Source organism: Aliidiomarina iranensis (assembly GCF_003987135.1).
Classification (GTDB): domain Bacteria; phylum Pseudomonadota; class Gammaproteobacteria; order Enterobacterales; family Alteromonadaceae; genus Aliidiomarina; species Aliidiomarina iranensis.
This window is the reverse complement of sequence record NZ_PIPJ01000002.1, coordinates 269,801-292,984: the sequence shown is the minus strand read 5'-3', so window position 1 is coordinate 292,984 and position 23,184 is coordinate 269,801. Positions and strand designations below refer to the sequence as shown.

Genomic DNA, 23,184 nt, shown 5'->3' with positions numbered 1-23,184 from the left:
GGAAAGCTTACATTATGAAATTTACTGATATTTTCATTCGTAAGCCGGTATTAGCAACGGTAATAAGCTTGCTTATCTTGCTGATTGGTTTGCGCGCTGCGTTCGATTTAAATGTTCGTCAATTCCCAGAAATTCAAAACGCCGCAATAACGGTGACAACCAGCTATATCGGTGCTGATGCTGACCTTATTCAAGGCTTCATTACAACGCCGCTCGAAAGAGAAATTGCCGCTGCCGAAGGAATCGATTATCTGGTGTCGTCTTCATCCGCCGGTGTAAGTACGATAACAGCCTACTTGCGCTTGGATTACGATCCGAATAATGCGCTTACGCAAATTGCAGCCCAAGTTAATAAATTGCGCTCTGATTTACCCGAAGACGCCTTAGATCCTGTGGTGTCTTTGCAGGTCGGTTCAGATGTTGCGGCTATGTACCTTTCGTTTTACAGCGATATTCTGGCCAGCAATCAAATAACGGATTACTTGGTGCGAGTTGTAGAACCCAAATTAGCAACCGTGGCAGGCGTTCAGCGCGCTGGTATTTTGGGTGGACAAACCTTTGCCATGCGGATTTGGCTGGACTCTGCAAAAATGGCTGCGTTTAACACCACCGGTGGCGATGTTATGCAGGCTTTGCGTGCAAATAACATATTATCAGCGGTTGGCCGAACGCGGGGCCAGCGCGTGGCCATCGACCTAACAGCTGACACAGACTTGCGCAGTGTGGCTGAATTTGAAGAATTAATTATTCGTGCTGAAAACGGCGCAGTAGTGCGTTTAAGCGATATTGCTGAAATTGAACTTGGTGCAGAATCCTATGATAACTCAGCGTTATACAATGGCCAACCAGCAACCTTTATTGGCGTAGAAATAGCTCCTGATGCGAATGCCCTAGAGGTTATTCAAGAGGTTCGCACGGTTTGGGATGAAGAGATTATCCCGCAACTACCCGAGGGGTTAAGCGCGAGCATTTCGTATGATTCCACAGATTATATTGAGAACGCTATCGATGAGGTAGTGCTCACAATAGTTCTGGCATTAGTGATCGTTTTAGCGGTTATTTACGGCTTTTTAGGTTCCTTACGTTCGGTGATTATACCGGCCGTTGCCGTTCCGCTATCTCTGGTAGGTACCTTTGCCATGATGTTGGCGCTTGGTTTCTCGATTAACTTGCTTACGCTTCTTGCCATGGTATTGGCCATCGGCATCGTGGTAGATGATGCGATTATCATGCTCGAGAACATCCAGCGCCATTTGGAAAATGGGATGTCGCGCATGGAGGCTTCATTACTGGGCGCAAGGCAACTCGCTGGCCCAGTCATTGTAATGTCTACAACACTTGTAGCGGTGTTTGTGCCGATAGGCTTTATTGGTGGCTTAACCGGCACTTTATTTGTTGAATTTGCGTTTACGCTTGCAGGCACGGTAATTCTTTCTGGTGTAGTGGCACTTACTTTATCTCCGATGATGTGCTCGCGCATGTTGCAATCACGGCGTGATGGCAGCGCCAGACCTCGTTTTGAGCAATGGTTGGATAACCGGTTCAACTCACTGAAGGAACGATATCAAAGGCGCTTACACGGCTCTTTAGAAACGAAATCAGTTTTTGCGGTTTTTGGAATTCTGGTTTTCATCTCCTGTTATTTCCTTTTCGCCACAAGTAATTCCGAGCTCGAGCCGCAAGAGGATCTCGGTTTTGTGTTCATTATTAGTGAAGGCGATAGTTTCGCCACACTCGATTACATTGAGCAAAATACCGCGAAAATGGCAGAGTTACAGCGTGATACCGATGAAATTGAAATGGCGTTTGTGATCAACGGCATGATGGGGCCGGGTAGCGCTGGTACAGGTATTGGTTTTAAACCTTGGGATCAACGTGAACGGACAACACAAGAAGTTTTAGATGAAACAATCCAACCCTTTGTGAGCAGTATCCCTGGGTTAAATGTATTCGCCTTGATTCCACCCTCGTTACCGAGCCCTGGCGGCGGCTTACCGGTAGAATTCATTCTTAGTTCTACACAGCCGATTGAGAATTTGCGTGAGCTCGCCGATGAGATTATTGGTGCGGGCATGGCCAGTGGCCGCTTTATTATGTTGGATACGGATTTACGTATCGATCGCCCCCGGCAAACCCTGAAAATAGATCGCGAAAAGGCGGCTTTGATGGGTATCGACATGGCGCAGCTTTCTGGCGATGTGGCAAGTATGATGGCGGGAGCTTACGCAGGCCGTTTCGCATTGGAAAACCGTTCTTATCGGGTGATTCCGCAGGTGCAACGCAGCGAGCGCCTGAGTGCTGATCAACTCACCGAATTTTACACACGAAATAGCTCGGGTGAATTGGTGCCGCTATCAGCGCTGGTTACTTTAGAAGAATCGGTGCAACCACAGCAACTCAATCGATTTCAACAGCTAAATTCAGTAACAATATCGGGCATCCCGCGCCCCGGTGTTACCCTCGGTGATGCCCTTGGTGTATTAGATAATATTGCGGCTGAGCGAATACCGAGTGGGGTGGTCATTGATTATGCAGGGCAATCGCGGCAGTTTAAAAGTGAAGGCCAACAGCTGGTTGTTACCTTTTTCTTTGCCCTATTGATTATATTTTTGGTGCTTGCTGCACAATTCGAATCTTTCCGCGATTCGATCATCGTGCTGGTAACCGTGCCAATGAGTATTTGCGGTGCGCTGATATTTGTAAGCCTTGGTTTCGCTTCACTGAACATCTATACCCAGGTGGGATTGGTAACCTTGATCGGCTTAATAGCGAAACATGGTATTTTGATCGTTGAGTTTGCCAACAAGCTGCAGGAAGAGGGCAAGAGTAAACGAGAAGCCGTAGAGGAAGCTGCGGCGATTCGCCTGCGCCCAATTCTCATGACGACGGCAGCCACTGTGCTTGCTATGCTGCCGTTGCTGGTGGCCAGTGGCCCAGGAGGTGCATCGCGTTTTGCCATGGGGCTGATTATTGCTGCGGGCATGACCATAGGCACATTGTTTACCTTGTTCGTGTTGCCTGCCGTTTATCTATATTTAGGTAAAAACCGCGAAACGAGCGAAAGCGTGCAGTAAATATTTATTACGAGAAATATATTTTTTCCCCGCTCTTGTTTTCTAACAAGAGCGGGCTTATGTTATCTACATCATCAAATATGGCGCTGTGTACAATGAAGTTGTTTCGCTATCTTATTTTTCTGTGTTTATTAAGTGCATTAGCTGCTCAGGCTACGGCACTGGAAAAACATGGGCTGGTTGATGGTTATCTTGACGGAGATGGCTTCAGCTCACTTTGGGTAGCGCCTCCAGAGAGTGAACTGGAACAGCCCGATGCGATTATTACAACTGCCGGAGAATACTCACTTCCACGGTTTGCTTCTCCTCGTACTTGTGTAAACAGTTCTGCTCATGCTTCTGTTCATCATTACTTCCAATCTCGAGCCCCACCAAAACTTCTATAAATCTACCAACATTATTCTTTTTTAGTTGTGATTTATTGGAGTGACAATCATGTCGACCTATACCGCTTTAAATTTTTCGGCGCTGCCGATGCTAACAAATAAACCACGGCAAGTTGTAAAAAGCCGGAATTTACAAGATAAATTGAGCTGGAATGAAAATGCTTTAGAAGTGTTGATTGAGTTTTCTGGTTTCCAGCCGTTGCAAGTTAACCAAGCTCTCGAGTTAGAAAAAGCTGAAGCTTTGCTCAGCGCTACTCGGGCCCGTTATGCCTGTGTAGTGAATGATGCCCAAGAATTTGTGGGTATTCTGCCGAAGCAAGAGCTTTACGGGCGCGCAGCTATAAACTTAGCAAGAGATCTAAATTTACCCCATAAAAAAATAAGTATTGATTACTTGATGATCCCCCTTGCACGCTTACCTATCGTATCAAAACAACAATTAGCTGCTTCCCGAATTGGTGATGTGGTTGCTACTTTGCACCGAAGTGGCCATGATTATTTACTAGTGCAGGATAACGGCGATATTGTTGGTTTAATACCTGCATTGCATATAGTTGAAAAGACCGGAGAATCGGTGCAGATACCGCATCATGCCAACAGTTTTGTTGAGATTATGCAGGCTGTTCGGCATCGTGAAACGATCGAATAAGCATGCTTTTCGAATAAGAAGCACAGTGGTTAATCTGTTTAAAGCACCCTAGTCGGGTGCTTTTTACGTTATAGCTTACGCTTGCTGAGTGGGAGGGCACTAAATGAAAAGTATATTTCAGAACTTCCCTATATTTTTGTTATATGAAATCACTCTCTAATTGAACTTAAATTTCATTAAAGTTGCATTTTTGTTGCATTTTTAAGTTGAATTTCTTTGGTAGTTTGGCTAAAAATATTGAACTTCTTGAGAAGTACGATGATTAACAATAACTTGCGACAAGGAAAATAGGTTATGAGTGATGTAATTGTGGCTTTACCCAAGGGGATTCGACACACTGGAGTAGTGAATGAACTAGGTGTTCTGCGTTGGCGTGTGCATGTAGCGGAAAACCGAAATAGTTTAGAGGGCATGGTAAGTAAACGTGCTGCTAACCTGTTGGTGTTGAGCGAGGAGTTTGTGGGTTCAGCCACGCGAGGTTTAATTAAGAAACTACATAAACTGAACCCAGCCCTTCGAATCATGCTTTGGTGTGATAAATTAAATCACGCCTTGGATTATAAGTTTAATGAACCGGCTGTTTCCGGTTATCTCCTGAATGAGGCCAGTATCGACGAGGTGAATCATGGCTGCCGTGTTGTTTCCCTGGGGCAAAGCTATACACCAACGGTGTTGCGGCAAATGGCAAAACGTTATCAAGGCCCAATGGTAAAACACCCACTGTTGAGTTCGCTCAGCCGGCGAGAGCAACAAATCTTTCAGTTAATTAGTACCGGCCTAACGGTAAGTACTATCTCTGAGCGGCTATATATTTCGAGAAAAACGGTTAATACCTTTCGATATCGTTTGTATCGCAAATTAAATGTAGAAAATGATGTGCAAATAACTCATTTAGCCTACAAGTATGGGTTGATCTCTCATGAGATAAATAACAACCCTATTCATCAAGTTTATTCATCTTCCGCAAATGAGCGCTCAGCTAATGATAATGTAGCGAAGTTCACTGCTTAGCACCGGCAAAATCGCAGACATTGATTAGAGGTTCTGGTAATCTTAGCTGTAATAATTCATTGTAAAAAGCACGCTTGTTTTTACGGCTAAGCCTTCTTGGTTTGGTTGTAAGAAATTAGCTACACAGAGGCTAAGGGGCTGATTGCTTTAGGCCTGAATTTAGGTGCTAGAACTTCTTTATCTATGAGCAGTAATACACAATTTAACGCAGAAGATTTCCTTAAAAACCTTACTCATCAACCGGGCGTGTATCGTATGTTTTCCGCTGAGGGTGAGGTTATTTACGTGGGCAAAGCAAAAGATTTGCGCAAGCGGGTAACGAGTTACTTTCGAAAAAACGTAGATTCAGTTAAAACACAAGCTTTAGTAAAGCAAATCGCCAACATGGAAGTAACGGTTACTAACTCTGAAGCGGAAGCTCTTATTCTTGAAAATAGCTTTATTAAAACGCACATGCCACGTTATAACGTGTTGCTCCGTGATGACAAATCCTATCCCTATATTTTTATTTCAGCGCATGAGCATCCTCGTATCGCATATCACCGCGGTACGCGAAGAGAGAAAGGTGAATACTTTGGGCCTTTTCCGAACGGCAGCGCTGTGCGCGAAAGCCTTCGCCTGTTACAAAAACTCTTTCCTGTGCGTCAATGTGATGATAGTTACTATCGAGCACGCAGCCGGCCATGTTTGCAGCATCAATTAAAACGCTGTTTAGCACCCTGCGTTGATTTGCCCACAGAGAATGAATACGCTGAGCAAGTGCAGCTAGTGAAGCTATTTTTGCGTGGCAAGAATAACGAAGTGATTGAAACCCTGGTAGCGGCTATGGAGCAGGCAAGTGAGAACCTCGATTTTGAGAGGGCGGGCATGCTTCGGGATCAAATTGCAGCTTTGCGACAAGTACAAGAACGGAACGCTGTTAGCGGTAGCCAGCATGAACTAGATGCCGTTGGGTTATATCGAAACTCTGGCTTTACGTGTGTGCACTTGCTCTCAATTCGGCAAAATTCAGTGCAGGGAAGCCGGAGTTATTATCCGAAAGTACCGGCCCACACCAGTGATGCCGAGGTATTGGAATCATTTTTAATTCAATATTACTTGAATCAACAACATGGCCAACGAGTTCCGGCTGAAATCATTGTTCCGGAACAATTGGAAAATAAAGCGGCTCTTAACGAACAACTTAGCCTTGCGCTGGAGCGCCGCGTTAAATTGATTCAACCGAAGCGAGGTGAACGCCAACAATACCTTGCTTTGGCAACTAAAAACGCAATGAACGCTGTTGAGAGTAAACTTGGCTTGCAATCTACGATGCACATTCGGTTTCAGGCTTTACAGAAGTTTTTGCAACGGGATGTTGCTATCGATCGCATGGAGTGCTTTGATATTTCTCACACCATGGGCGAAGAAACGGTAGCTTCGTGTGTTGTGTTTGATCAAGATGGGCCGAAAAAATCTGATTATCGGCGGTTTAATATCAAAGGTATTACTGGTGGTGATGATTACGCAGCCATGGCTCAGGCATTAGAACGGCGTTATAAGCATGCAGTAGAGCGAGAAAATGTACCTGACCTCTTATTGATTGATGGTGGCAAGGGGCAGTTGAGTCAGGCCGAAGCCTATTTCCAAGATTGGCCGCACCCGCCAATTTTACTCGGGGTTGCGAAAGGGGAAAGTAGGCGGCCTGGGTTAGAAACATTGATCTTTGGTTTTAGCCGAAACACCGTACACTTGCCAGCCGACGATCCTGCTTTGCATTTGATACAGCATATTCGTGATGAATCGCATCGCTTTGCGATTACCGGACATCGCCAGCGCCGAGCAAAAGTTAGAAAAACATCAACGCTAGAGGAAATACCGGCAGTAGGTAACAAACGGCGGCAAAATTTATTGAAATATCTTGGTGGATTGCAGCAGGTAAAAAGCGCTAGTATAGAGCAACTAGCAAATGTTCCTGGCATCAGCCGCGCGTTAGCTGAAACAATTTATTATGCGTTGCGTGATGAATAAAATAATTATCTAACTAATAGGTTCGAACAACGAATCTTGTAAAATATAATTAGAAGTGAGAGTTAGCCTTTATGTGGAGCATTCCGAATATTATCACGTCATTCCGGATCGTATTAATTCCGGTATTTCTTGCCGTGTTCTATCTACCTATTGAAAATGCTCATTTTTATGCCGCATTGATTTTTGTTTTGGCAGCGATTACTGATGGTATTGATGGCTATGTGGCACGTAAATTAGAACAACAAACTAAGTTTGGTGCATTTCTCGACCCAGTAGCCGATAAAATTATGGTGGCGGCTGCTTTGATCGTGGTGGTGGAGTACCATCAAACATTATGGATTACGATTCCCGCGTTATTAATAATCAGCCGAGAATTGATTATTTCAGCATTGCGGGAGTGGATGGCGGAGATTGGCAAACGCGATAGTGTTGCGGTTTCAACCATTGGCAAAGTGAAAACTACAGCACAGATGATAGCGTTAACAGGATTACTATGGAGTGCAAACACATTTATTTATGTGATCGGCGCTATGGCTATATATGTGGCCGCCATTTTAACTGTATGGTCGATGTATATTTACCTCACTGCAGCTTGGGCTGACCTTACAAAAGACAGTTAATAAGCTATATTTTAGCCATTTCATTCAAAAAATAAGCAAACGGCTTAAAAATCGAAATTTATTGTTGACTGAAATCAAGGGACAGGTAGAATGCACAGCCACTGGGGCAACGCCCTGGTGAGAAATAAAGTGAAGCGCGGGAATAGCTCAGTGGTAGAGCACAACCTTGCCAAGGTTGGGGTCGCGAGTTCGAATCTCGTTTCCCGCTCCAAACTTTATTTTAACCCAGGCGGGTTGGCAGAATGGCTATGCAGCGGATTGCAAATCCGTGGATCTCGGTTCGACTCCGGGACCCGCCTCCAGTTTCCAAGAATCAAATTGGTTCTTATCAGAAATACAAACACTAGAAATAGTGCCTACTGAAAAGCCCGGGTGGTGAAATTGGTAGACACAAGGGATTTAAAATCCCTCGACTTAACGGTCGTGCCGGTTCGAGTCCGGCCCCGGGCACCAATCTCTAGTATTTATAAGGCTTTCAGGCCGATTCCATAAAATACCTACCATAAAAACACCTTAAAAAACTTTCTTATGTTGAGCTATACTGTTTTATGTTGATTAACTATTAATCCATAAAAATGGGAAAAAACATGAGAATACTTGCTGTTTTAATAATTAGTTTTACGCTTCAAGGGTGCGTAGCCCAAATGGATGCTATGGCGGGATTAGGTGTCATATCAGAAGAAGTTAGTTCCTTTGACGGAAAAAGGGTGGTTCAGGTAACGCCCACTTTTGTTGCAAGTGATGGTAAGGCCTATGCAACCTCATCAAAAGTTGGTGCTATTTGGAGTGAAGCGAAGCCTTCCGAAGTTTTATTAGTTTTAGAATACAGCTCATCATCGTCATCTTCTGATGTTTATCGTACTTATGAATCTTTTAGCGTAAACATTAATGGTGAGATTTCTACCTTCGAAGTACATGGGGGCACTGACTTGGATTCAGGTAGTTACAACACGGTTTCAAAAACTATCTACACGAAAAGCACTGCTGTTGTGACTATTTCTCTTGATTATTTGCACCGAATGGTTGAAGCGGAAGATGTTAGAGTGAGATTCACCACCAACGATGGGTATGAAGATGGTGTGTTTCATGAAAATGTATCGAATTATGGTCAAGAGATGGCACGAGCAAGAATAGCTAAATTCTTAGATCTAATTTAATTAAAAGTGCCTGCCGCGATACTCACGTTATCCGCAGGCTGTCGGCGTTACTTTATGGATCGCGGTGACTATCCGACTAAAACCGCGTCTGCACTTATCAGCGTAGCTGCCCACCGCAGAACGTGGGGTAAAGGGGCTTGCGCCCCTTTCGTTATACTGGCTCAGTGCCTAGCACAAGTGCTTTCACGGCCTCTGGGTTGGTTAACGCTCCACCTGTGCGGCGGCGCGCAAAATACTTAACCCAGCCGGGGCGTGTTACTGCGTCACGTTGTACGGATAAATCCACGCGATCAACAATGGTATAGCCCTCGTTAAAGTTACCGAATAGAACGCCTACAACATCAGCCGCTAGTGCTGGCATATCCTCTGCGATTGCAACTGGATAACCTAGCAAGCGATCTGGTGCGCCTGCAGTTAATGACGGTTCGAGCAAATAGCGGTTTTCCGCGTCTTTCAATTTGCGGATTTTATTTCGCATAGCTCGGGTCATCATAAAACTGGCACCCGGTAGGTAATTCGATTTCAACGAATCCACAAGATCAAACAGAACATCTGCGCTAGAAATGTCACCTGCTGCACCTGTGTATTGGCTGCCCATCTCGTATAGATCAGGATCAGCGCCCCACGTAAAATCGGCTTCTGGCACAAAGGAATAATTCAAAATGCCGCGTGGCTTACCGTTACCATCACCGTTAATAAACGCGTCTGCTTCTTGTCGTGAAAACTTGGTTACTAACTTGCTCTGTAACCATTGTTCAACGTCAAAATTTGAATCTTCGAGCATTTGAAGCGTAATGCTTGGGTAAGCATAATGCTCATGCACGTTGATTCTGTGGCGCGTTAAAAATGAAGTGCTGGTGTCGTTTCGTGGGTCAAGCTCGCCAATCCAATCACTTTGCGGTTCTTCGCGGTCAATTAAGACTTCGAGCGAATCGCTATTCGTGCGCATGACGCTAGCCACGCTTCGGATTGGTGAGAACTCTCGGATCAGCTTGAAGATACGATCTGACCACTGCGAGCGAACGGAAACACCTTGCCCATCATTGGTAACAGATAAATCTTTGCGTTCCATTGGGCTTGTGCCTTTGGTTAAAAAGCCTTTTAGCTCTGGGTCGCTCTTTGATTCAGTCACGTTGCCTGCATAGGGGCGCTTTGACGCAACCTCAATACTGGTTAAACGATCTTCAAAACTTTTTACCGTTAGCTCTGCTTCGCTTAAACGGCTTTTAACTTCTGTGGCTGCAGTATTGATCTGCGCTGCCATTTCTTTGATTTCGTGGTTCATAGTATTCACCTATTTCATTAAAAGATTACCCCCATCATCTTTGCCGAATAGTGTGCTACCTCTCGTAACCACTTGATCGGGCGGTAACTGCCTCACGCAATTAAACCGCTGTGCTAATCACATCGGGGGATTGTGACTAACACGAAAAAATAAAGTCTGTTCGTCTGCCATTCACGGCCACGATTACGCCTGCAATACTGTTCACTAAATCATCATGAGCGCCGGGCGCGTGGTCTATGGAATCTTTACCACCTCTGGCGGTTCTTCTTTCAAGCCCGGTTAATTCTCTGCGTAGCTGATCGCAATCTGGCAATTCAACGCGTCTACTGTTCAATAGCGGCAACATATCGCGGTACAGGTCGCTTTTCGGTGCTGCACTTGGCTCATACTTAATGCCACGCTTTGAAAACTGCTCTCGCGGCCATTCTCCGGCGTATCTATCGCCCGTAATGGTTCGCACCCGGTAAGACTTGAAGAAGTCTGCAAACTCCTCAACTACGCTTTCAGGGCTGAATGGCGGCTTTACTACTCGATAAGCATCAATGACTGTTAAATCATTCTCTTTGTGAGCAATCGCGCAAGTCATCGCGTCTTTACTGCCACCACTGGGATCAACAAAGCCAAAATAGCGTTTCTCTTTAATTGGCGGTAACTCAACGCGCCCCGGTATCGTGCAAGCGTCTACAATCTCTTGGCTAACGTAGGTTTCAACGTCTGTGCGAAACTCTGCCAAGTATTCAGCTTTAGCCGCGCTTGGATCTTCCTCTAACGCCTGCTCTACAACGTGCTTGGGCAAGGTCGGGTTCATCGTTAGCGTGGGCGCTTGGGCTACTAGAATGCGCTTGCTGTCTTTCCCAAAATGCTTGCGGTAGGTTTCCCACAATATGCCCTTTCGAGCATAGGGCGATGACAACGCGAACAACTTACCGCCTAGCGTGGCCATAGAGGGGCGTAATGCGCTTAAAATCTCTTTATCAGGGTTCGCACCATCAGCCGACCAAAACGCTATTTCATCGCATATAGCCGCTGCTACGGTATAACCACGAATTGATTTGTGGCTCGCTGTCATGATCTCGATTGCTGTTCGGTTTGATAGCTCAATGACTTCTTCACCATCTTTTACGATCATCTTTTCAAGCATAGGGTTTGACTGCAGTAGACCGCGTATGTATCGCATAGCTGAACGCGCTTGCTTGCGATCTGCCGCAATAACGAAAACCGTTGCTACTTCGCCCGGTGATAGCCTGTCTGTGTAATCGTTAAAGCAGGCCTCATAAACGGCCAATAGCGCCGCTGCTTGGGTCTTGCCACCTCTACGACCAACGGCCAGCCATAATTCTTCTGCGGCTTGCTTAGGGGGCTTCCTGTGCGTTAGCTGCTCGAACTTCTTTGCATTGGTTTTTAGACCATAGAAGCCAGCCAACAAGGAACGCCACGCAGACCAACTGCGGCCACCGAATTGGTTGCCGAACAAAGCCGGGTCTGTCATCACGTCCACGATATTCATGCAGTAGCTCTCTCGCGTAGGAATGAAGCAAGGTCTGGTGTGTCTTTGGCTCTACGTTGCAGGCCTAACTTCATCACTAAACCTTGTACGCTATTCACGGCTTGCGTGTAACGCCCCATATCAACATCACCGCCGTTTGCTAAACCTTGCTCTTGCTGAGCAATCCAGTATTCGAGCCATAGAACGCGCTCAACTAATAGCCGCTCTTGATATGACAATGAGGCTGCACCACCAAGATCATTGGTTAAGGCCGTATAGCGCTCACGCATAACCTGTGCAACGCCAGTGCGCCCATCTAACTGGGTTAGCCAACCTTGTGTAAACTTCTGCGGCGGTGTGGTGTGCTTGCTCATGCGATACCTCTATATCATTTGTTATAGTTTGACGTATAGCAGGGCGATAATCAAGGCCTATATGGTATGTTTTTTGGTAGGTAGAATCGGTATCGTTCTGCAGCTAGCATAGATAGGGCGTGATGGTGTCGGATATGGAACCCATAAGGCCGTAAAGAGGGGGTAGGGGTCGGTTTTTGGTGGTGGTCTGAGCCTATCTTTATGTAATAGGTACTTCCACAAGGTTGAGGGTATTTAATTGAATTAATTGTATGCGCGTACAAGGTATAAAGATTGAAACCCTATAAAATAAATCTATTAATCTCGTACGCACATACAACTTTTACAACTAATTAAGCAACTCTATCAGCCCCGGCACGTTTAATAGCTTCATAACGCTCTTTGCGCATCTGAACAATGCGCTCAGCTTTGTGCTGAAACTTATCATGCACCTGTGGATTCACCGCAAACAGACCATCAGAGCGCCGCCCACGTTTACCATCAACCGGGGCAGGGGTTACATCTGCAATCCAACCAAACTCAATAAGTAAATCAATCGCGTTTTCCGTTTTGTTGCGATCTTTTTCTTCACGCCAACCAGTAGCGTTTCGGGTTAGGTCGCCGCGCTTGAATGTTTCCCATTTTTTACTGAGTATCGCCTCGGCTGCTGAACGCATTAAATCACCTGCGCCGCCGGCTTGCCGTTCAATCACTTGATAAACCGCATCAGAGTGCGAGAACAAGGCGCCCATCAGCTCAATAGCATCTTCAAGCGTTGCGAGTGAAACTTCTTGCTCATACTCGCCTTTCGCTGAGCATCGTAGGTAGTGAAGTACAACTGCAATGCGGCCAACATAGCCCGGATATTTGTTGTAATGCTCAGCCTGTCTGGCAGAAGCTGTGCGCTGTGCAATCGTTTTCATATCGTTGTGATATTGCTGCAATCGTGGAAGCGCTTGAGGGCTTAAATGAACGCCTCTGGCGTGAAAGAATCCGGCTTCTTTCCATTCATTCAACCATTGAAACAAGTTACTCACTGAGGTTTCTGTAAACGGATCAATTTCGGCGGTATAATCAACGTCTTGCTGCTCTTTCATAGCGTAAACCATAAAGCGCTGAAACAATCCATCAGAGGAGCCACCGCCACGCTGAGAATACATCTCTGCGAGCTTTTCCGGCTGAACGCCGGCCAGTATTGATAACGATAAATTATCAACAACCATCGGGTGCTGTTGGTTTTTCCGGTTGATTGTTTTTGCACCGCCATCAAAGGCAGATAAGTACACGCCACGATCTTTACTTGCTGCACCGCCTGAGCTGTAAGCGTCCATCTGGCCAATAAAACCAGTCAACTCATCAGCGTAAAAAATAACGCCTTTGGGGTTATCAGCGCACGCGGTAGCGAGGGCTTCAACGGTTGTATCTTGAATGATTGTTTGCCGCCAAGGTGGTTTCGGTGGTGGTGTTTCCTCGGTGTTTTTTGCGGCTTTACAGGCTTTCGCCCACCGCTCCAATGCCGCCTTTGAATCCTTTGCTTGCTGATCGTGGTGTGTGCGTACGAAACGCATTGCTGCGTTCATAACCGGGGATTTGCCGCCACCTGAGGGGCTTACCAGTGCAAACCACAGTATTGGTGGTTGGCTCATGATACGCATACCAAGTTTTGCGGTGTGATCCATCAAGGCAGAAGCGGCGCTGATAAAGCAAAACGCATAAGCGCCCTTATCGAACCCTGATTGATTGCTTAGCTGAGCGCATAGATCTTGTATGCTTTTCGGTAGTACCTTGATCGGGAACTGCCGTGTTACATACTCAGAAAAAGGATCTACAACTTCCGGCCATGCGCTTGGGTGTTGCGGTTGCTCATCTTCGTTTCTGAAATAGCGGCTCGCTCCCTCGAATACGTTTTGAGTACCTGAAATAGCTTTATCAATGGAACGCTGCACATAATCTTCACGCTCAGATTTTGGGCGATATAATGCTGAACTTAAATAAAGCTCACGCATCAATTCGGCATTCTTTCCAGTGTAAAAAGCTGCGGTGTTTAGATAGCTTAAATCATCTGCTGAGTGATCCTCACCACTGAACCCACTATTGTGGAGGTATAAGAACTGCTCAGCATTTGGAGCGCCTTTACCGCCTTTACTGGCCACCGCGGCAATTACATCAAGTACGGCTTTTGCATCGCTTAGCGGCTTGTTTTGGTGCGCTGCCTTTGGTGTATTGCTTGAACTGTTCTGAGCCTTAACAATCGCTTTATGCTCGCATTCAATAAAGCTCTGCCCATCGCTAATTTCGCAATGCTGAACGTGTTGTTCTAGCAAATTACCAGTAACGGTGAAAAAACGGCCAGTGCGGTACAGCTCAAGTTTTGAATCGTGGTAGTTTTTGCTTTTGCTTTTCATGCCTTGCACATCAGCTTTAACCACAATATGAAAACCTTGCTCGCTTGGTGTTAGCTCAGTCCAACTTGCGGCCTTTGCGATCTTTTCTTGCGCCCACGTATCAATTCCTGAATCAATGGAAAAGCACGAATCGAGATCCGCCACTGTATATGGATCGCTTTCAGTGAGTGCAAAACCAATCCCATCTAGCTCGCTATTTGAACGATAAAGATTAAGCGCTCGCTCGAAGCTCATGTATGTTTTTGCATCAGCAACATCACCGTTTTCAAAGCCTGCCTTTACCACGCGTAATGGCATCTTCTTTGGCTTTTGCTTTCCCGGGTTAGGCTGATATTGCCAAACAATCCACTGTTCCACATCTTGAATTTCACCGGGAACAGATAGCTCAATAACATCTTCATTTACCGTACGCGGCTTATATCCCTGAGCTAGTGCTTCTTGCTGATATTGTGTATAATTTGCACTGTTAGGTTTATTTAAATCGCTCGCCTCGGTTGCCGCCGGGGCTTCTTTTTTTGTTTGCATTATAAATCCCCCTCGTACAACTCGATCACGCCACCTAGAACTAACTGCTCCACTTCATGCGCTAGCGTTTCCACGTTCTGCCACGCCTCGTGCGCTGCTTTAGCGTTGCCGCTGTTAGTGTGGCGGTAGAATGATTGTTGAGCGCGTAGCAGAGCATCTGCGGTGCTTTGTGCTGCTTTGGTGTCGCAGAAGTGAAAGCCGTTATTGAATCGCTTTAGAAATGCTTTGGTAGGTGTAGTTTTCATGCTGCACCGCCTTGACGTTGCTCGAACGCTTCAAGGTCGGCCAACGGCCACCGGGTGCGTGTACCGTTAATTTTAACTGGCTTTGGTAACTTGCCTTTTTGAAGCCATAGCCAAACGGTTGAACGTGCTATGTCGTAACGTGCTGCTACTGATTTATCTGATAGGTATTGCATGACTTTTCCCCTTTGGTGATTAGTGTCAAGCACCAATCTAGGGAGAGGGGCGGTCAGCAACCCCGTTCATGTCCGTTTGTTTAACCCCTTATACCTGCGTCTTTTAATGCTCTGCGAATTGTGCGCTCGGTACACTTAAACTCTGTGTTGCTTAATCGTGCTTCAATAGTCTTTACCCGGGCGCGTTCTTCTTTATTAGTGAGTGAATGCCACTGCTTTAAGATCTCGTCTTGTCGTTCCTTTGCTGTCGCTTTGCGAGCCTTTCCGCTCTCATTACCACCTTTTATTGATCTGGCTTTCAGCTTGACGTTAAATTTCAATGCAGAGTAAACCGCACTCTCTGTGGCCACTCGCTCTATTAGCGCTCCCAACTGCATAAGCTCAATAATTGAAGTCGCACCACCTTTTATTTTATTGCACCTCATGAGAATGTTACCTGCTAGGCCTTTAGCGTTCAGGCTGCCAGCGTCATCGCCTAACGTTCTAATAATTGCATCGGCTCTTGATTCCACAAAGTCTATGATTTCAATCAGCTTGCTGGTTTCGCTCATTCCATTCCATTCTGTAAGCTGTTCAGTAGTTTCCCTTCCACCATGTCCCCAGCCGTAAAACAAGTTTGCACCTTTTATGGTAACTGTATTGGCTTGGCTCATTTTGCACCTCTTATCTCAATTACGTTATCTATGCGCTGTTGGCAGTATTGCGCCCACGCTTGCATCATTGGTCGCCGCTCGTTCAATAGCTCATTACGTGCGTATGCTGCCCGGGTGCTATCGTTGTTAACGTGTGCAAGTGCCAATTCTGATAGATCATCATCGTATTGATCGTGGTTATATTCGGTAGGTTGCCGCGCCCAATCTTTAAACGTGCTTCTGAATCCATGCACCGTAACTTCATAGCCCATGCTTTTGGCTACTTTACCTACTGTGGCATCTGTTACTTGGCCGCCTTTGGCCGATGGAAATATGTAGGGCGATTCTTTCGGCATTGAATCGAGCAAGGCCAATGCTTCATCTGATAACGGCACATTGTGTGCTTTACCTGCTTTCATACGCTCTGCCGGGATCCGCCAAACTTTATTGGCCATATCAATTTCAGACCATAACGCGCCACGCATTTCGCTTGAACGTGAAGCGGTCAGAATGCCAAATTGTAAGACTTTCGCGCCCATGCCATCGCACTGGGTTAGCTTCGCCCAAAACTCTGGCATACGCTCTACTGGAAGCGCTGTGTGGTGCTTAGTTTTACTAATCTTCTGTGGCTCTGGCAGGATTGTTTTTAAACCACCTTCCCACCGCGCCGGGTTTAATTCTGTATAGGTACCACTGGCAATGGCCGCATTAAAAATATGCGTTAAGTAAATGCGTAGGCGGTTGGCGGTTTCTGTTTTCCCATGCCATAACGTAGAATCAATGCTCTGCATATCGCCATCAACTTTAACCCTTACAATGGTAGGCTGATTCATTACGCGCTTGATCACGTTTAAATCAATATCGGTTAACATCATATTACCCATGATAGGGTAGGCGTATTCTTCCATTATCCGGGTTAGCTTGCGTAGCTGTTGTTCGGTTTTAAATTCCTTGCTGCGTTTCTCTATGTATTCTCTCGCAGCTTGCTTAAACGTGATCAGCTTGGCTTGCTCTTTAATGGCAGCGGATTTTAATTGTTTGCGGTCTGCTACTGGATCGTAGGCCTCATGCTTTATGCGGCTTTTGAGCGCTGAGGCGATTTCACGGGCTGCGGCTAGTGAAACTTCCGGATAGCCACCTAAACCGATATTTCGGCGCTTATCGTGTATCACCGTTCGCAATATCCAACTGGCCGCCGATGGTGGTTTAATCTGTAATGATAAACCTGCAACCCGGCCAACTGGGAATAAACCTGCTTTACCGCTCTTGGCGATAGCATTTAACTGTTTGTCGGTTAACTCTTTTGCTTTTTTCGGCATACCTTTATACCCACCATAAAAACCTAGAAACTATGGTATTGCATTAGGTGGGGTTAGACAAGTATTTTTATTCTATGCCTTGCTTTTATTGAGCTTTGTGGGTTTTGTTAGGTGGGATTAGACAGTTAAACGCGGTTGGCCCCGGGCACCATTTCTTTGTTTATTCTACGTTTATCTTCTTAGTTTCCCTACGCTGCTAAACCTTCGTTTTTTATTGTAGTAAATTTATGAGTTTGATCATTAATTTATCAAGTTGGTAATAGCTCGTGCCTATTACCGAACTGACTTTTCAATGATGTGTTGTAGCCAGTTCACCAACGCTACAATTGCCATTTCCCGTTGGCTTTCTCGCCGCACAGAAATATGCAGCCCATGGCGGCTAGTTAAGCGAAGCCCGGTAACTTCTTGAAGCCCTGCTTCGGTTGCCGCTCGAGCATAAAAATCAGGTAGTAATAAGAGCCGATTCGTAAACTGACCAAGCTCAACTGCCATACTGGTGTTGTTTACCAACTGAACTTGATCAGCGGGGATTTTTATATCGTAAGCTTTAGTCCAGCGATCCCAATCTTTATTGGTATTTACTGCCACAAACTTGCATTCTCGAAGCTCCGATTTACTTGGTTCCGGCACACTTTTGGAACGCATTAATATGAGCTGGCTATCACTAAGCAGCCAGTTTGCGATAGCTTTTTGCGCCGGCGCCGAAAAAGTAAGAAGGGCATCAAGCTCACCATGCAGCAATTCGTGCGTTAATGGTGCTTCGTTTTGCCGGCTGAGATACTCAGGAACTTGCACACACTGTAGCTCTAAATGTGGGTATAATTGGTTAAACTCAGCTAGCATAGGGCCGAGCCACCAGCGTAACAGCTCACTGCTAATACCGAGTGTAAGTGTGCGGCGCGCATGCTCACCGTTTTTCATTGTTCGCTTAACTAAACGTTCAATTTGCCGGAATACGCGCGTTAAATCAGGTGCTAAGGCATCGCCGGCTGGAGTTAATGCGTGAACTCGATTATCACGCTGTATTAGGCGAATGCCGAGCTGTTCTTCGAGCGTGGTTATTTGCCGGCTAATAGCTGATTGTGTCACGCTGAGTTCAGCGGCAGCCGCTTTAAAACTGCCTAACCGCGATACAGCCTCGAATACACGTAAAGCATTTAACGATGGTGAACTGTTGTTTTTCATGTTTTTATTTTCTTAGTTGCGCATGGTTATAGGGTTGCAGTTATTTAACTTTTTTAGTTTAAATTAAGTTAAATTGAAATGATTTTTAATCATCATATCCAACTAGTGAACTAGGTGCAAACCTGTTGACTTATAACTACTTAACCTCTGGAGTTGGAAAGTACATGCTGGATGAAATTTTAGCAGGGCGATATTTTGCTGAGTTTATGGCTATGGCAATTGCGCACGCAGTAGCGGTGATAAGCCCAGGTCCCGATTTTGCAGTGGTTAGCCGCTATAGTGTTCGTCATGGAGCACGTTTAGCCTTGTGGGTAAGCGCTGGTATTGGCACAGGTATTCTAATTCATGTTACTTATTCTATTCTTGGCTTGGCGCTGATCATTAATCAGACTCCTTGGCTATATCAACTGTTACTTTTAATAGCCAGTGCGTATTTTTTCTGGCTCGGTTGGAATGCGATTCGCTCTGGGCCTGAGCCAGCCGCAGCGCCGATAGCTACAACTGATAAAGTTACCGTTAATCAAATACGCTCTGAAAACTCAGGAGCGGCAGCCGATTCAGTTTCTCAGGTTTCCAATGGTCGAGCATTTTTAGTTGGTTTTCTTACCAATGGGCTAAATATTAAAGCCACCATGTTTTTCTTAGCTTTATTTACCTCGATTATCTCGGTACAAACACCGATATCGGTTAAAATTGGCTTCGGTGTATATTTAGCGATTGCAACCTTTATTTGGTTCGCTACGCTTTCTCTCATGATTGGTAAAACTCGGATTCGTTCTGTGCTCCTCAGCCATGGTTATTGGTTTGATAGGTTGATGGGCGGTGTGCTGTGGTTACTTGCGAGTCATTTACTTTGGCAGTGGTTTCAACACCCCTGATTCCGGTATACTCTGCCCATATCGTTTTGTTTCTTACTTACTTGCTTGAAAAAGGCCGTTAAATGCAGTTATTTGTGAATGATCTTACCGTAATCGATTTTTCTTATCTTTGCCCAGAGCGGGGCATTGTGGGAGAAAGTTGGATTGTGGATATTATTCTCGATGGATCCTTGAATGACCAATCGATGGTGCTGGATTTTGGCCGCGTAAAAAAGCAAGTGAAGGCCATTATTGATCAATCAGTGGATCATAAATTACTTATACCTACCGAGCATGCTTACACACAGGTTACCAGAGAAACCGAGGGTACTCATTATTGGGTAGATTTTTTGCGGCCCGGTAAAACTGTGCATTTATATTGTCCGGCAGATGCCTATGCCTTTATTGATTCCGATGTCATCACCCAAGAATCAACGATCGATTACCTCCAAGCAGTAATCAAACGCGAATTACCCGCCAACGTAGAGGGCTTGCAGCTTACCTTGCGTGCAGAGGAAATTAATGGGTTCTATTATCACTACACCCATGGTTTGAAAAAGCATGATGGTAACTGCCAGCGTATTGCTCACGGCCACCGTTCAGCATTAAAAATCTTCATCGATGGTATGCGCAGTACTGCATGGGAACAGCGCTGGTCGCGTCGGTGGGAAGATATTTATGTGGGTACTGCCGAAGATATCAGCAATGCCGAAAGCATGAAATTGAGTTCTTCTGCACAAGCGCACGCGGGTGAAGGGCACATTTTCTATTCTTACATGGCTGAGCAAGGATTATTTGAATTGATTTTGCCAAAGAATGAAAATGAGGTAATGCCCACGGATACCACGGTTGAGCGTATCGCTGATTATATCGCTCGGGAAATAGCGATTGAGGTAGCAAATGAGCGTAAGGTATTAACGGCAAATACGAGTACCGCAAATACGGCAGCCAGTGAGTTATCTGCACAGAGCCTGAAGATTAAGGTGATCGCCTTTGAGGGCGTTGGTAAGGGAGCGATAGGTTATGCATAACATGTTTTGGCAGAGGCTTCGTTGCTTGTGCAGCAGGGCGACGGGTTCTCAGGTGTTATTTTGTTTGTTCATTATCGGTAGTGCTTTCTTCATGGGCCCCGCGCAAGCTAACGAAAGTAATGGGAATTTAGCTCCAGAACTACAAGGCGAGTTTGTGCAGGGGGCCATGATTGTTGGCCGCAGCCGTGAAAGCGCAACGGTGTACTTAAACAATGAAAGGTTAAAAGTAGGCAGCGATGGCTACTTTGTTTTTGGTATCGGCCGTGACGATGAAAATGATATACATTTGAAAGTTGCTTTGCCCTCAGGGGAAACATGGCAAGAAAGCTATAGCATTCAAAGCCGCGAATTCAATATACAAAGAGTTGATGGCCTACCACAGCGCACAGTAACGCCAGACCCTGAAGTGCAACAATTAATTCGGGCGGACAATGTAAAAATTGCCGAAGCTCGGAATATCAACAGCGATCGTTTGGATTTTAGTGAAGCTTTTGTTTGGCCGGCAGAAGGGCGCATTAGTGGCGTGTATGGTAGCCAGCGAATTCTCAATGGAAACCCAAGCGCACCCCATTGGGGCTTAGATATTGCAGCCCCAACGGGCACGCCAGTATATGCTCCGGCTGGCGGCGAAGTTCGATTAACAGCGCCAGATATGGTGCTCTCTGGTGGTACTATCATTATTGATCATGGCCACAATATTTTTTCGAGCTTTCTACATTTGCACGCTATTCATGTTGAAGAGGGCCAAGTAGTTCAACTGGGTGACCTTATCGGCGAGATAGGGGCAACCGGCCGAGCTACCGGCCCGCACTTAGATTGGCGCATGAACTGGGGTGCAGTGCGTGTAGATCCTGCGCTGCTTTTACCGGAGCGGTGAAACTAGATACGCAGCCAGTTTTTGCATGTTTTCTCATTATTAATACTGAGGGCGTAACAATCAGCTTGCGGCGCTTGCCAAGTAAGCTCTCGCTGCAATAAACGATCGTCGCGTATGATATGCACCATAACAGTTTCCCCAGGTTGATAGCGATTAAATGCCCGCTGCAAATTGTTTCGATTAGCGGCTAAGTAATCAATAGCAACCAAACGATCATTAACCGCAATATTAGCTAACGCAGCAGCACTATCCTCAAAAACACGAGAAACCACAATGGCATTATCTTTCTCCTGAAGCACAGCACCTAGGGCTACTTGATTCGCCAAGGTTGGCTGCAAACTTGGCTGCAAACTAAATTGTTCGGCAACATTTGGGCTAAGGCTTACACCAAATTGCTCTAACCAAATATCAATGGGTAAGGCTTGCGTTGATTCCAACCATTGTTGTACTTGCTCGGCGATCGCAGGGTTACCCACTTTAGCGATAGCTTGGATAAGATCGTTGTGAAGCGTGCCAATATTCCGCTTTTCTTGATACAAGGTATTCATTACTTCACGAAGTGAACAACGATGTTGGCTAGCTTGCCGCAACATCAGATCCAGCAAGAGCGCAATTGCAGCGCCTTTGCTGTAGTAGCTACTAATGGCATTTTGTGCATTTTCGTTCTGCTGATAAAAGGTTGTCCATGCAAGCGTACTCGATTCCAACACACTTTGCCGTTTAGGGCCTTTTCCTCTTAGAGCCCGGCTAAGGCTTTGCCCTAAACGTTGAAGAAATTGCTCGGCCGACATAACGCCACTTTGCTGCACAAAAAAATCATCGAGGTAAGAGGTAACACCCTCGTAGAACCACAATTGCTCTGTATATTGCTCAGAAGCTAGCTCATAAGGATGAAAGATTTTCGGCCGCAATTGTTTCACGTTCCAACTGTGGAAATATTCATGGCTACATAAGCTCAAAAAGGTTAAGTAATCATCACTCTCCATACCTGCATTTAGTTGTTTCTCTGCAGGTTCTAACGTGTGCCGGCTGCAAATTAAGGCTGTGGAATTGCGATGCTCTAGCCCGCCAAAGCCGTTGCCTACCACCATGGTGAGAAATTCGTAACTAGAGAAGGGAACATCACCTTGCCAAAAATTTATTTGGGTTTCGCAAATTGCTTTTAGATCGGCACGTAAACGATCGATATTCGCGAAGTGCCGGCCTACTAGCACTAAGCTATGAGGAATGTTCGCTGCAGTAAAATCAACTCGAGTTAAGGGCCCAAGTAGAAAAGGGTAATCAATGAAAGCGGCATAATTTTCTGCCTGATAAATACCAAAACCGTTTTTATCAGCGTTTAAACAGGGCATTCCGGTAGCAAGCTGCCAATCATCTGCCGGTGAACCCTTCTTGGGAGCGATAATTTCAATTTGGTAGGGTTGGTTTGATAAACTAGTTTCAGCAACTGCTATATCACTCGTTTCAATCACCTCGAGGCATAGAGCACTCGGATTAAAGAAGCCAAATTCTGAATCCAGCCAAGCCGTGCGAACCGATAAATCAAAGGCATATACTTTATAATTGATAATGATCGGTGCATCTTTAGCATCGCTTTCTGAGTGCTGCAGAGGTTCTAGCTGCCAAGTGCTTTTATCAGGCCGAGAATACAGTAAAGGCTTTCCATCTCGTTCAGCGGAGAATGCCACCACATGTTTGGCAAAATCGCGGATCATATAACTGCCTGGTAACCACGCCGGCAACCGCAAGGCTAATCCAGAGTTATTGCGAGTTTTGATTCGTAAAGTAACGTTAAAGTAGTGATGGTGTAATTCGGAGGCATCAACAGTGTATGCTAGTGTGCTTTCGTTTTTCATTTCATTTTGTTTTGTGTTTGTCTGCATAAAGTACCTTTTCTAAACGCT

At 45.6% G+C, this 23,184-nt stretch carries 20 protein-coding genes and 3 tRNA genes; 13 read left to right on the top strand and 10 right to left on the bottom strand.

The features are described 5' to 3' along the window. Window positions 1-14: 14 nt before the first annotated feature. The 10 genes from CWE08_RS04435 to CWE08_RS04390 all read left to right on the top strand — a co-directional run bounded on the left by CWE08_RS04435 (window position 15) and on the right by CWE08_RS04390 (window position 8,907). A complete protein-coding gene (locus CWE08_RS04435) occupies window positions 15-3,074 on the top strand; it encodes an efflux RND transporter permease subunit (protein WP_126765987.1) in 3,060 nt (1,019 codons plus the stop codon). Window positions 3,075-3,133: 59 nt separating this feature from the next. Next, window positions 3,134-3,460, top strand: coding sequence for a hypothetical protein (locus CWE08_RS04430; protein ID WP_126765985.1), 327 nt, complete (start codon window positions 3,134-3,136; stop codon window positions 3,458-3,460). 49 nt (window positions 3,461-3,509) lie between these two features. Continuing rightward, entirely contained in the window at window positions 3,510-4,109 is a 600-nt protein-coding gene (locus CWE08_RS04425) for a CBS domain-containing protein (RefSeq protein WP_126765983.1), read from the top strand. Between the two features lie 294 nt (window positions 4,110-4,403). Then, the gene (locus CWE08_RS04420; RefSeq protein WP_126765982.1) at window positions 4,404-5,120 is read left to right on the top strand and encodes a LuxR C-terminal-related transcriptional regulator; all 717 of its coding nucleotides are present in this window, start codon (window positions 4,404-4,406) and stop codon (window positions 5,118-5,120) included. Window positions 5,121-5,303: 183 nt separating this feature from the next. Next, window positions 5,304-7,130, top strand: coding sequence for an excinuclease ABC subunit UvrC (uvrC, locus tag CWE08_RS04415; protein WP_126765980.1), 1,827 nt, complete (start codon window positions 5,304-5,306; stop codon window positions 7,128-7,130). Between the two features lie 71 nt (window positions 7,131-7,201). Beyond that, entirely contained in the window at window positions 7,202-7,750 is a 549-nt protein-coding gene (gene pgsA / locus CWE08_RS04410; RefSeq protein WP_126765979.1) for a CDP-diacylglycerol--glycerol-3-phosphate 3-phosphatidyltransferase, read from the top strand. A 136-nt stretch (window positions 7,751-7,886) separates the two neighbouring features. Further along, window positions 7,887-7,961, top strand: a tRNA-Gly gene (locus CWE08_RS04405). 17 nt (window positions 7,962-7,978) lie between these two features. Next, window positions 7,979-8,052, top strand: a tRNA-Cys gene (locus tag CWE08_RS04400). 64 nt (window positions 8,053-8,116) lie between these two features. Beyond that, window positions 8,117-8,203: transfer RNA gene (locus tag CWE08_RS04395), tRNA-Leu, on the top strand. Window positions 8,204-8,337: 134 nt separating this feature from the next. After that, entirely contained in the window at window positions 8,338-8,907 is a 570-nt protein-coding gene (locus CWE08_RS04390) for a hypothetical protein (RefSeq protein WP_126765977.1), read from the top strand. A gap of 151 nt (window positions 8,908-9,058) precedes the next feature. Here the strand turns inward: CWE08_RS04390 and CWE08_RS04385 are convergent, their stop codons facing one another. The 9 genes from CWE08_RS04385 to CWE08_RS04345 all read right to left on the bottom strand — a co-directional run bounded on the left by CWE08_RS04385 (window position 9,059) and on the right by CWE08_RS04345 (window position 18,515). Further along, window positions 9,059-10,192, bottom strand: a complete 1,134-nt coding sequence (locus tag CWE08_RS04385) for a phage major capsid protein (protein WP_126765975.1) — start codon at window positions 10,190-10,192, stop codon at window positions 9,059-9,061. 136 nt (window positions 10,193-10,328) lie between these two features. Further along, entirely contained in the window at window positions 10,329-11,699 is a 1,371-nt protein-coding gene (locus CWE08_RS04380) for a terminase large subunit domain-containing protein (RefSeq protein WP_126765973.1), read from the bottom strand. Continuing rightward, window positions 11,696-12,052 carry a hypothetical protein gene (locus CWE08_RS04375; protein ID WP_126765971.1) on the bottom strand — a complete coding sequence of 119 codons (357 nt, stop codon included), beginning with the start codon at window positions 12,050-12,052 and terminating at the stop codon, window positions 11,696-11,698. Before CWE08_RS04375 ends, CWE08_RS04380 begins: the two co-directional genes overlap by 4 nt. A 332-nt stretch (window positions 12,053-12,384) precedes the next feature. Further along, complete coding sequence (locus CWE08_RS04370) at window positions 12,385-14,961, bottom strand: phage NrS-1 polymerase family protein (RefSeq protein ID WP_126765969.1); 2,577 nt, start codon at window positions 14,959-14,961, stop codon at window positions 12,385-12,387. Further along, window positions 14,961-15,206 carry a hypothetical protein gene (locus CWE08_RS04365; RefSeq protein WP_126765968.1) on the bottom strand — a complete coding sequence of 82 codons (246 nt, stop codon included), beginning with the start codon at window positions 15,204-15,206 and terminating at the stop codon, window positions 14,961-14,963. Before CWE08_RS04365 ends, CWE08_RS04370 begins: the two co-directional genes overlap by 1 nt. After that, the gene (locus tag CWE08_RS04360; RefSeq protein WP_126765966.1) at window positions 15,203-15,379 is read right to left on the bottom strand and encodes a helix-turn-helix transcriptional regulator; all 177 of its coding nucleotides are present in this window, start codon (window positions 15,377-15,379) and stop codon (window positions 15,203-15,205) included. Before CWE08_RS04360 ends, CWE08_RS04365 begins: the two co-directional genes overlap by 4 nt. Before the next feature lie 80 nt (window positions 15,380-15,459). Beyond that, complete coding sequence (locus tag CWE08_RS04355; RefSeq protein WP_126765964.1) at window positions 15,460-16,032, bottom strand: hypothetical protein; 573 nt, start codon at window positions 16,030-16,032, stop codon at window positions 15,460-15,462. After that, window positions 16,029-17,330 (bottom strand): tyrosine-type recombinase/integrase, encoded by a 1,302-nt coding sequence (locus CWE08_RS04350; RefSeq protein WP_126765962.1) that lies wholly within the window; start codon window positions 17,328-17,330, stop codon window positions 16,029-16,031. Before CWE08_RS04350 ends, CWE08_RS04355 begins: the two co-directional genes overlap by 4 nt. A 273-nt stretch (window positions 17,331-17,603) precedes the next feature. Then, on the bottom strand, window positions 17,604-18,515 hold the full coding sequence (locus tag CWE08_RS04345) for a LysR family transcriptional regulator (protein ID WP_126765960.1): 912 nt from the start codon (window positions 18,513-18,515) through the stop codon (window positions 17,604-17,606). 164 nt (window positions 18,516-18,679) lie between these two features. Between CWE08_RS04345 and CWE08_RS04340 the strand changes: the two genes are divergently transcribed. The 3 genes from CWE08_RS04340 (at window position 18,680) to CWE08_RS04330 (ending at window position 21,280) form a co-directional block, all read left to right on the top strand. Then, window positions 18,680-19,393, top strand: a complete 714-nt coding sequence (locus CWE08_RS04340) for a LysE family translocator (RefSeq protein ID WP_126765958.1) — start codon at window positions 18,680-18,682, stop codon at window positions 19,391-19,393. 62 nt (window positions 19,394-19,455) lie between these two features. Continuing rightward, complete coding sequence (locus CWE08_RS04335; protein ID WP_126765956.1) at window positions 19,456-20,403, top strand: 6-carboxytetrahydropterin synthase; 948 nt, start codon at window positions 19,456-19,458, stop codon at window positions 20,401-20,403. Beyond that, window positions 20,396-21,280, top strand: a complete 885-nt coding sequence (locus CWE08_RS04330) for a M23 family metallopeptidase (protein ID WP_198677076.1) — start codon at window positions 20,396-20,398, stop codon at window positions 21,278-21,280. Before CWE08_RS04335 ends, CWE08_RS04330 begins: the two co-directional genes overlap by 8 nt. Window positions 21,281-21,282: 2 nt before the next feature. Here CWE08_RS04330 and CWE08_RS04325 read toward each other — a convergent pair whose 3' ends face one another. Beyond that, window positions 21,283-23,163 carry a M61 family metallopeptidase gene (locus CWE08_RS04325; protein WP_126765954.1) on the bottom strand — a complete coding sequence of 627 codons (1,881 nt, stop codon included), beginning with the start codon at window positions 23,161-23,163 and terminating at the stop codon, window positions 21,283-21,285. Window positions 23,164-23,184: the final 21 nt, after the last annotated feature.

Excerpts from the sequence above, each read along its gene's own strand:
- CWE08_RS04355 (WP_126765964.1), bottom strand. The coding sequence starts at position 16,032 with ATGAGCCAAGCCAATACAGTTACCATAAAAGGTGCAAACTTGTTTTAC.
- CWE08_RS04335 (WP_126765956.1), top strand. The coding sequence starts at position 19,456 with ATGCAGTTATTTGTGAATGATCTTACCGTAATCGATTTTTCTTATCTT.
- CWE08_RS04380 (WP_126765973.1), bottom strand. The coding sequence starts at position 11,699 with ATGAATATCGTGGACGTGATGACAGACCCGGCTTTGTTCGGCAACCAA.
- CWE08_RS04325 (WP_126765954.1), bottom strand. The coding sequence starts at position 23,163 with ATGCAGACAAACACAAAACAAAATGAAATGAAAAACGAAAGCACACTA.
- CWE08_RS04385 (WP_126765975.1), bottom strand. The coding sequence starts at position 10,192 with ATGAACCACGAAATCAAAGAAATGGCAGCGCAGATCAATACTGCAGCC.
- CWE08_RS04425 (WP_126765983.1), top strand. The coding sequence starts at position 3,510 with ATGTCGACCTATACCGCTTTAAATTTTTCGGCGCTGCCGATGCTAACA.
- CWE08_RS04375 (WP_126765971.1), bottom strand. The coding sequence starts at position 12,052 with ATGAGCAAGCACACCACACCGCCGCAGAAGTTTACACAAGGTTGGCTA.
- CWE08_RS04350 (WP_126765962.1), bottom strand. The coding sequence starts at position 17,330 with ATGCCGAAAAAAGCAAAAGAGTTAACCGACAAACAGTTAAATGCTATC.
- CWE08_RS04430 (WP_126765985.1), top strand. The coding sequence starts at position 3,134 with ATGTTATCTACATCATCAAATATGGCGCTGTGTACAATGAAGTTGTTT.
- CWE08_RS04370 (WP_126765969.1), bottom strand. The coding sequence starts at position 14,961 with ATGCAAACAAAAAAAGAAGCCCCGGCGGCAACCGAGGCGAGCGATTTA.
- CWE08_RS04340 (WP_126765958.1), top strand. The coding sequence starts at position 18,680 with ATGCTGGATGAAATTTTAGCAGGGCGATATTTTGCTGAGTTTATGGCT.
- CWE08_RS04360 (WP_126765966.1), bottom strand. The coding sequence starts at position 15,379 with ATGCAATACCTATCAGATAAATCAGTAGCAGCACGTTACGACATAGCA.
- pgsA (WP_126765979.1), top strand. The coding sequence starts at position 7,202 with ATGTGGAGCATTCCGAATATTATCACGTCATTCCGGATCGTATTAATT.
- CWE08_RS04365 (WP_126765968.1), bottom strand. The coding sequence starts at position 15,206 with ATGAAAACTACACCTACCAAAGCATTTCTAAAGCGATTCAATAACGGC.
- CWE08_RS04435 (WP_126765987.1), top strand. The coding sequence starts at position 15 with ATGAAATTTACTGATATTTTCATTCGTAAGCCGGTATTAGCAACGGTA.
- CWE08_RS04330 (WP_198677076.1), top strand. The coding sequence starts at position 20,396 with ATGCATAACATGTTTTGGCAGAGGCTTCGTTGCTTGTGCAGCAGGGCG.
- CWE08_RS04345 (WP_126765960.1), bottom strand. The coding sequence starts at position 18,515 with ATGAAAAACAACAGTTCACCATCGTTAAATGCTTTACGTGTATTCGAG.
- uvrC (WP_126765980.1), top strand. The coding sequence starts at position 5,304 with ATGAGCAGTAATACACAATTTAACGCAGAAGATTTCCTTAAAAACCTT.
- CWE08_RS04420 (WP_126765982.1), top strand. The coding sequence starts at position 4,404 with ATGAGTGATGTAATTGTGGCTTTACCCAAGGGGATTCGACACACTGGA.
- CWE08_RS04390 (WP_126765977.1), top strand. The coding sequence starts at position 8,338 with ATGAGAATACTTGCTGTTTTAATAATTAGTTTTACGCTTCAAGGGTGC.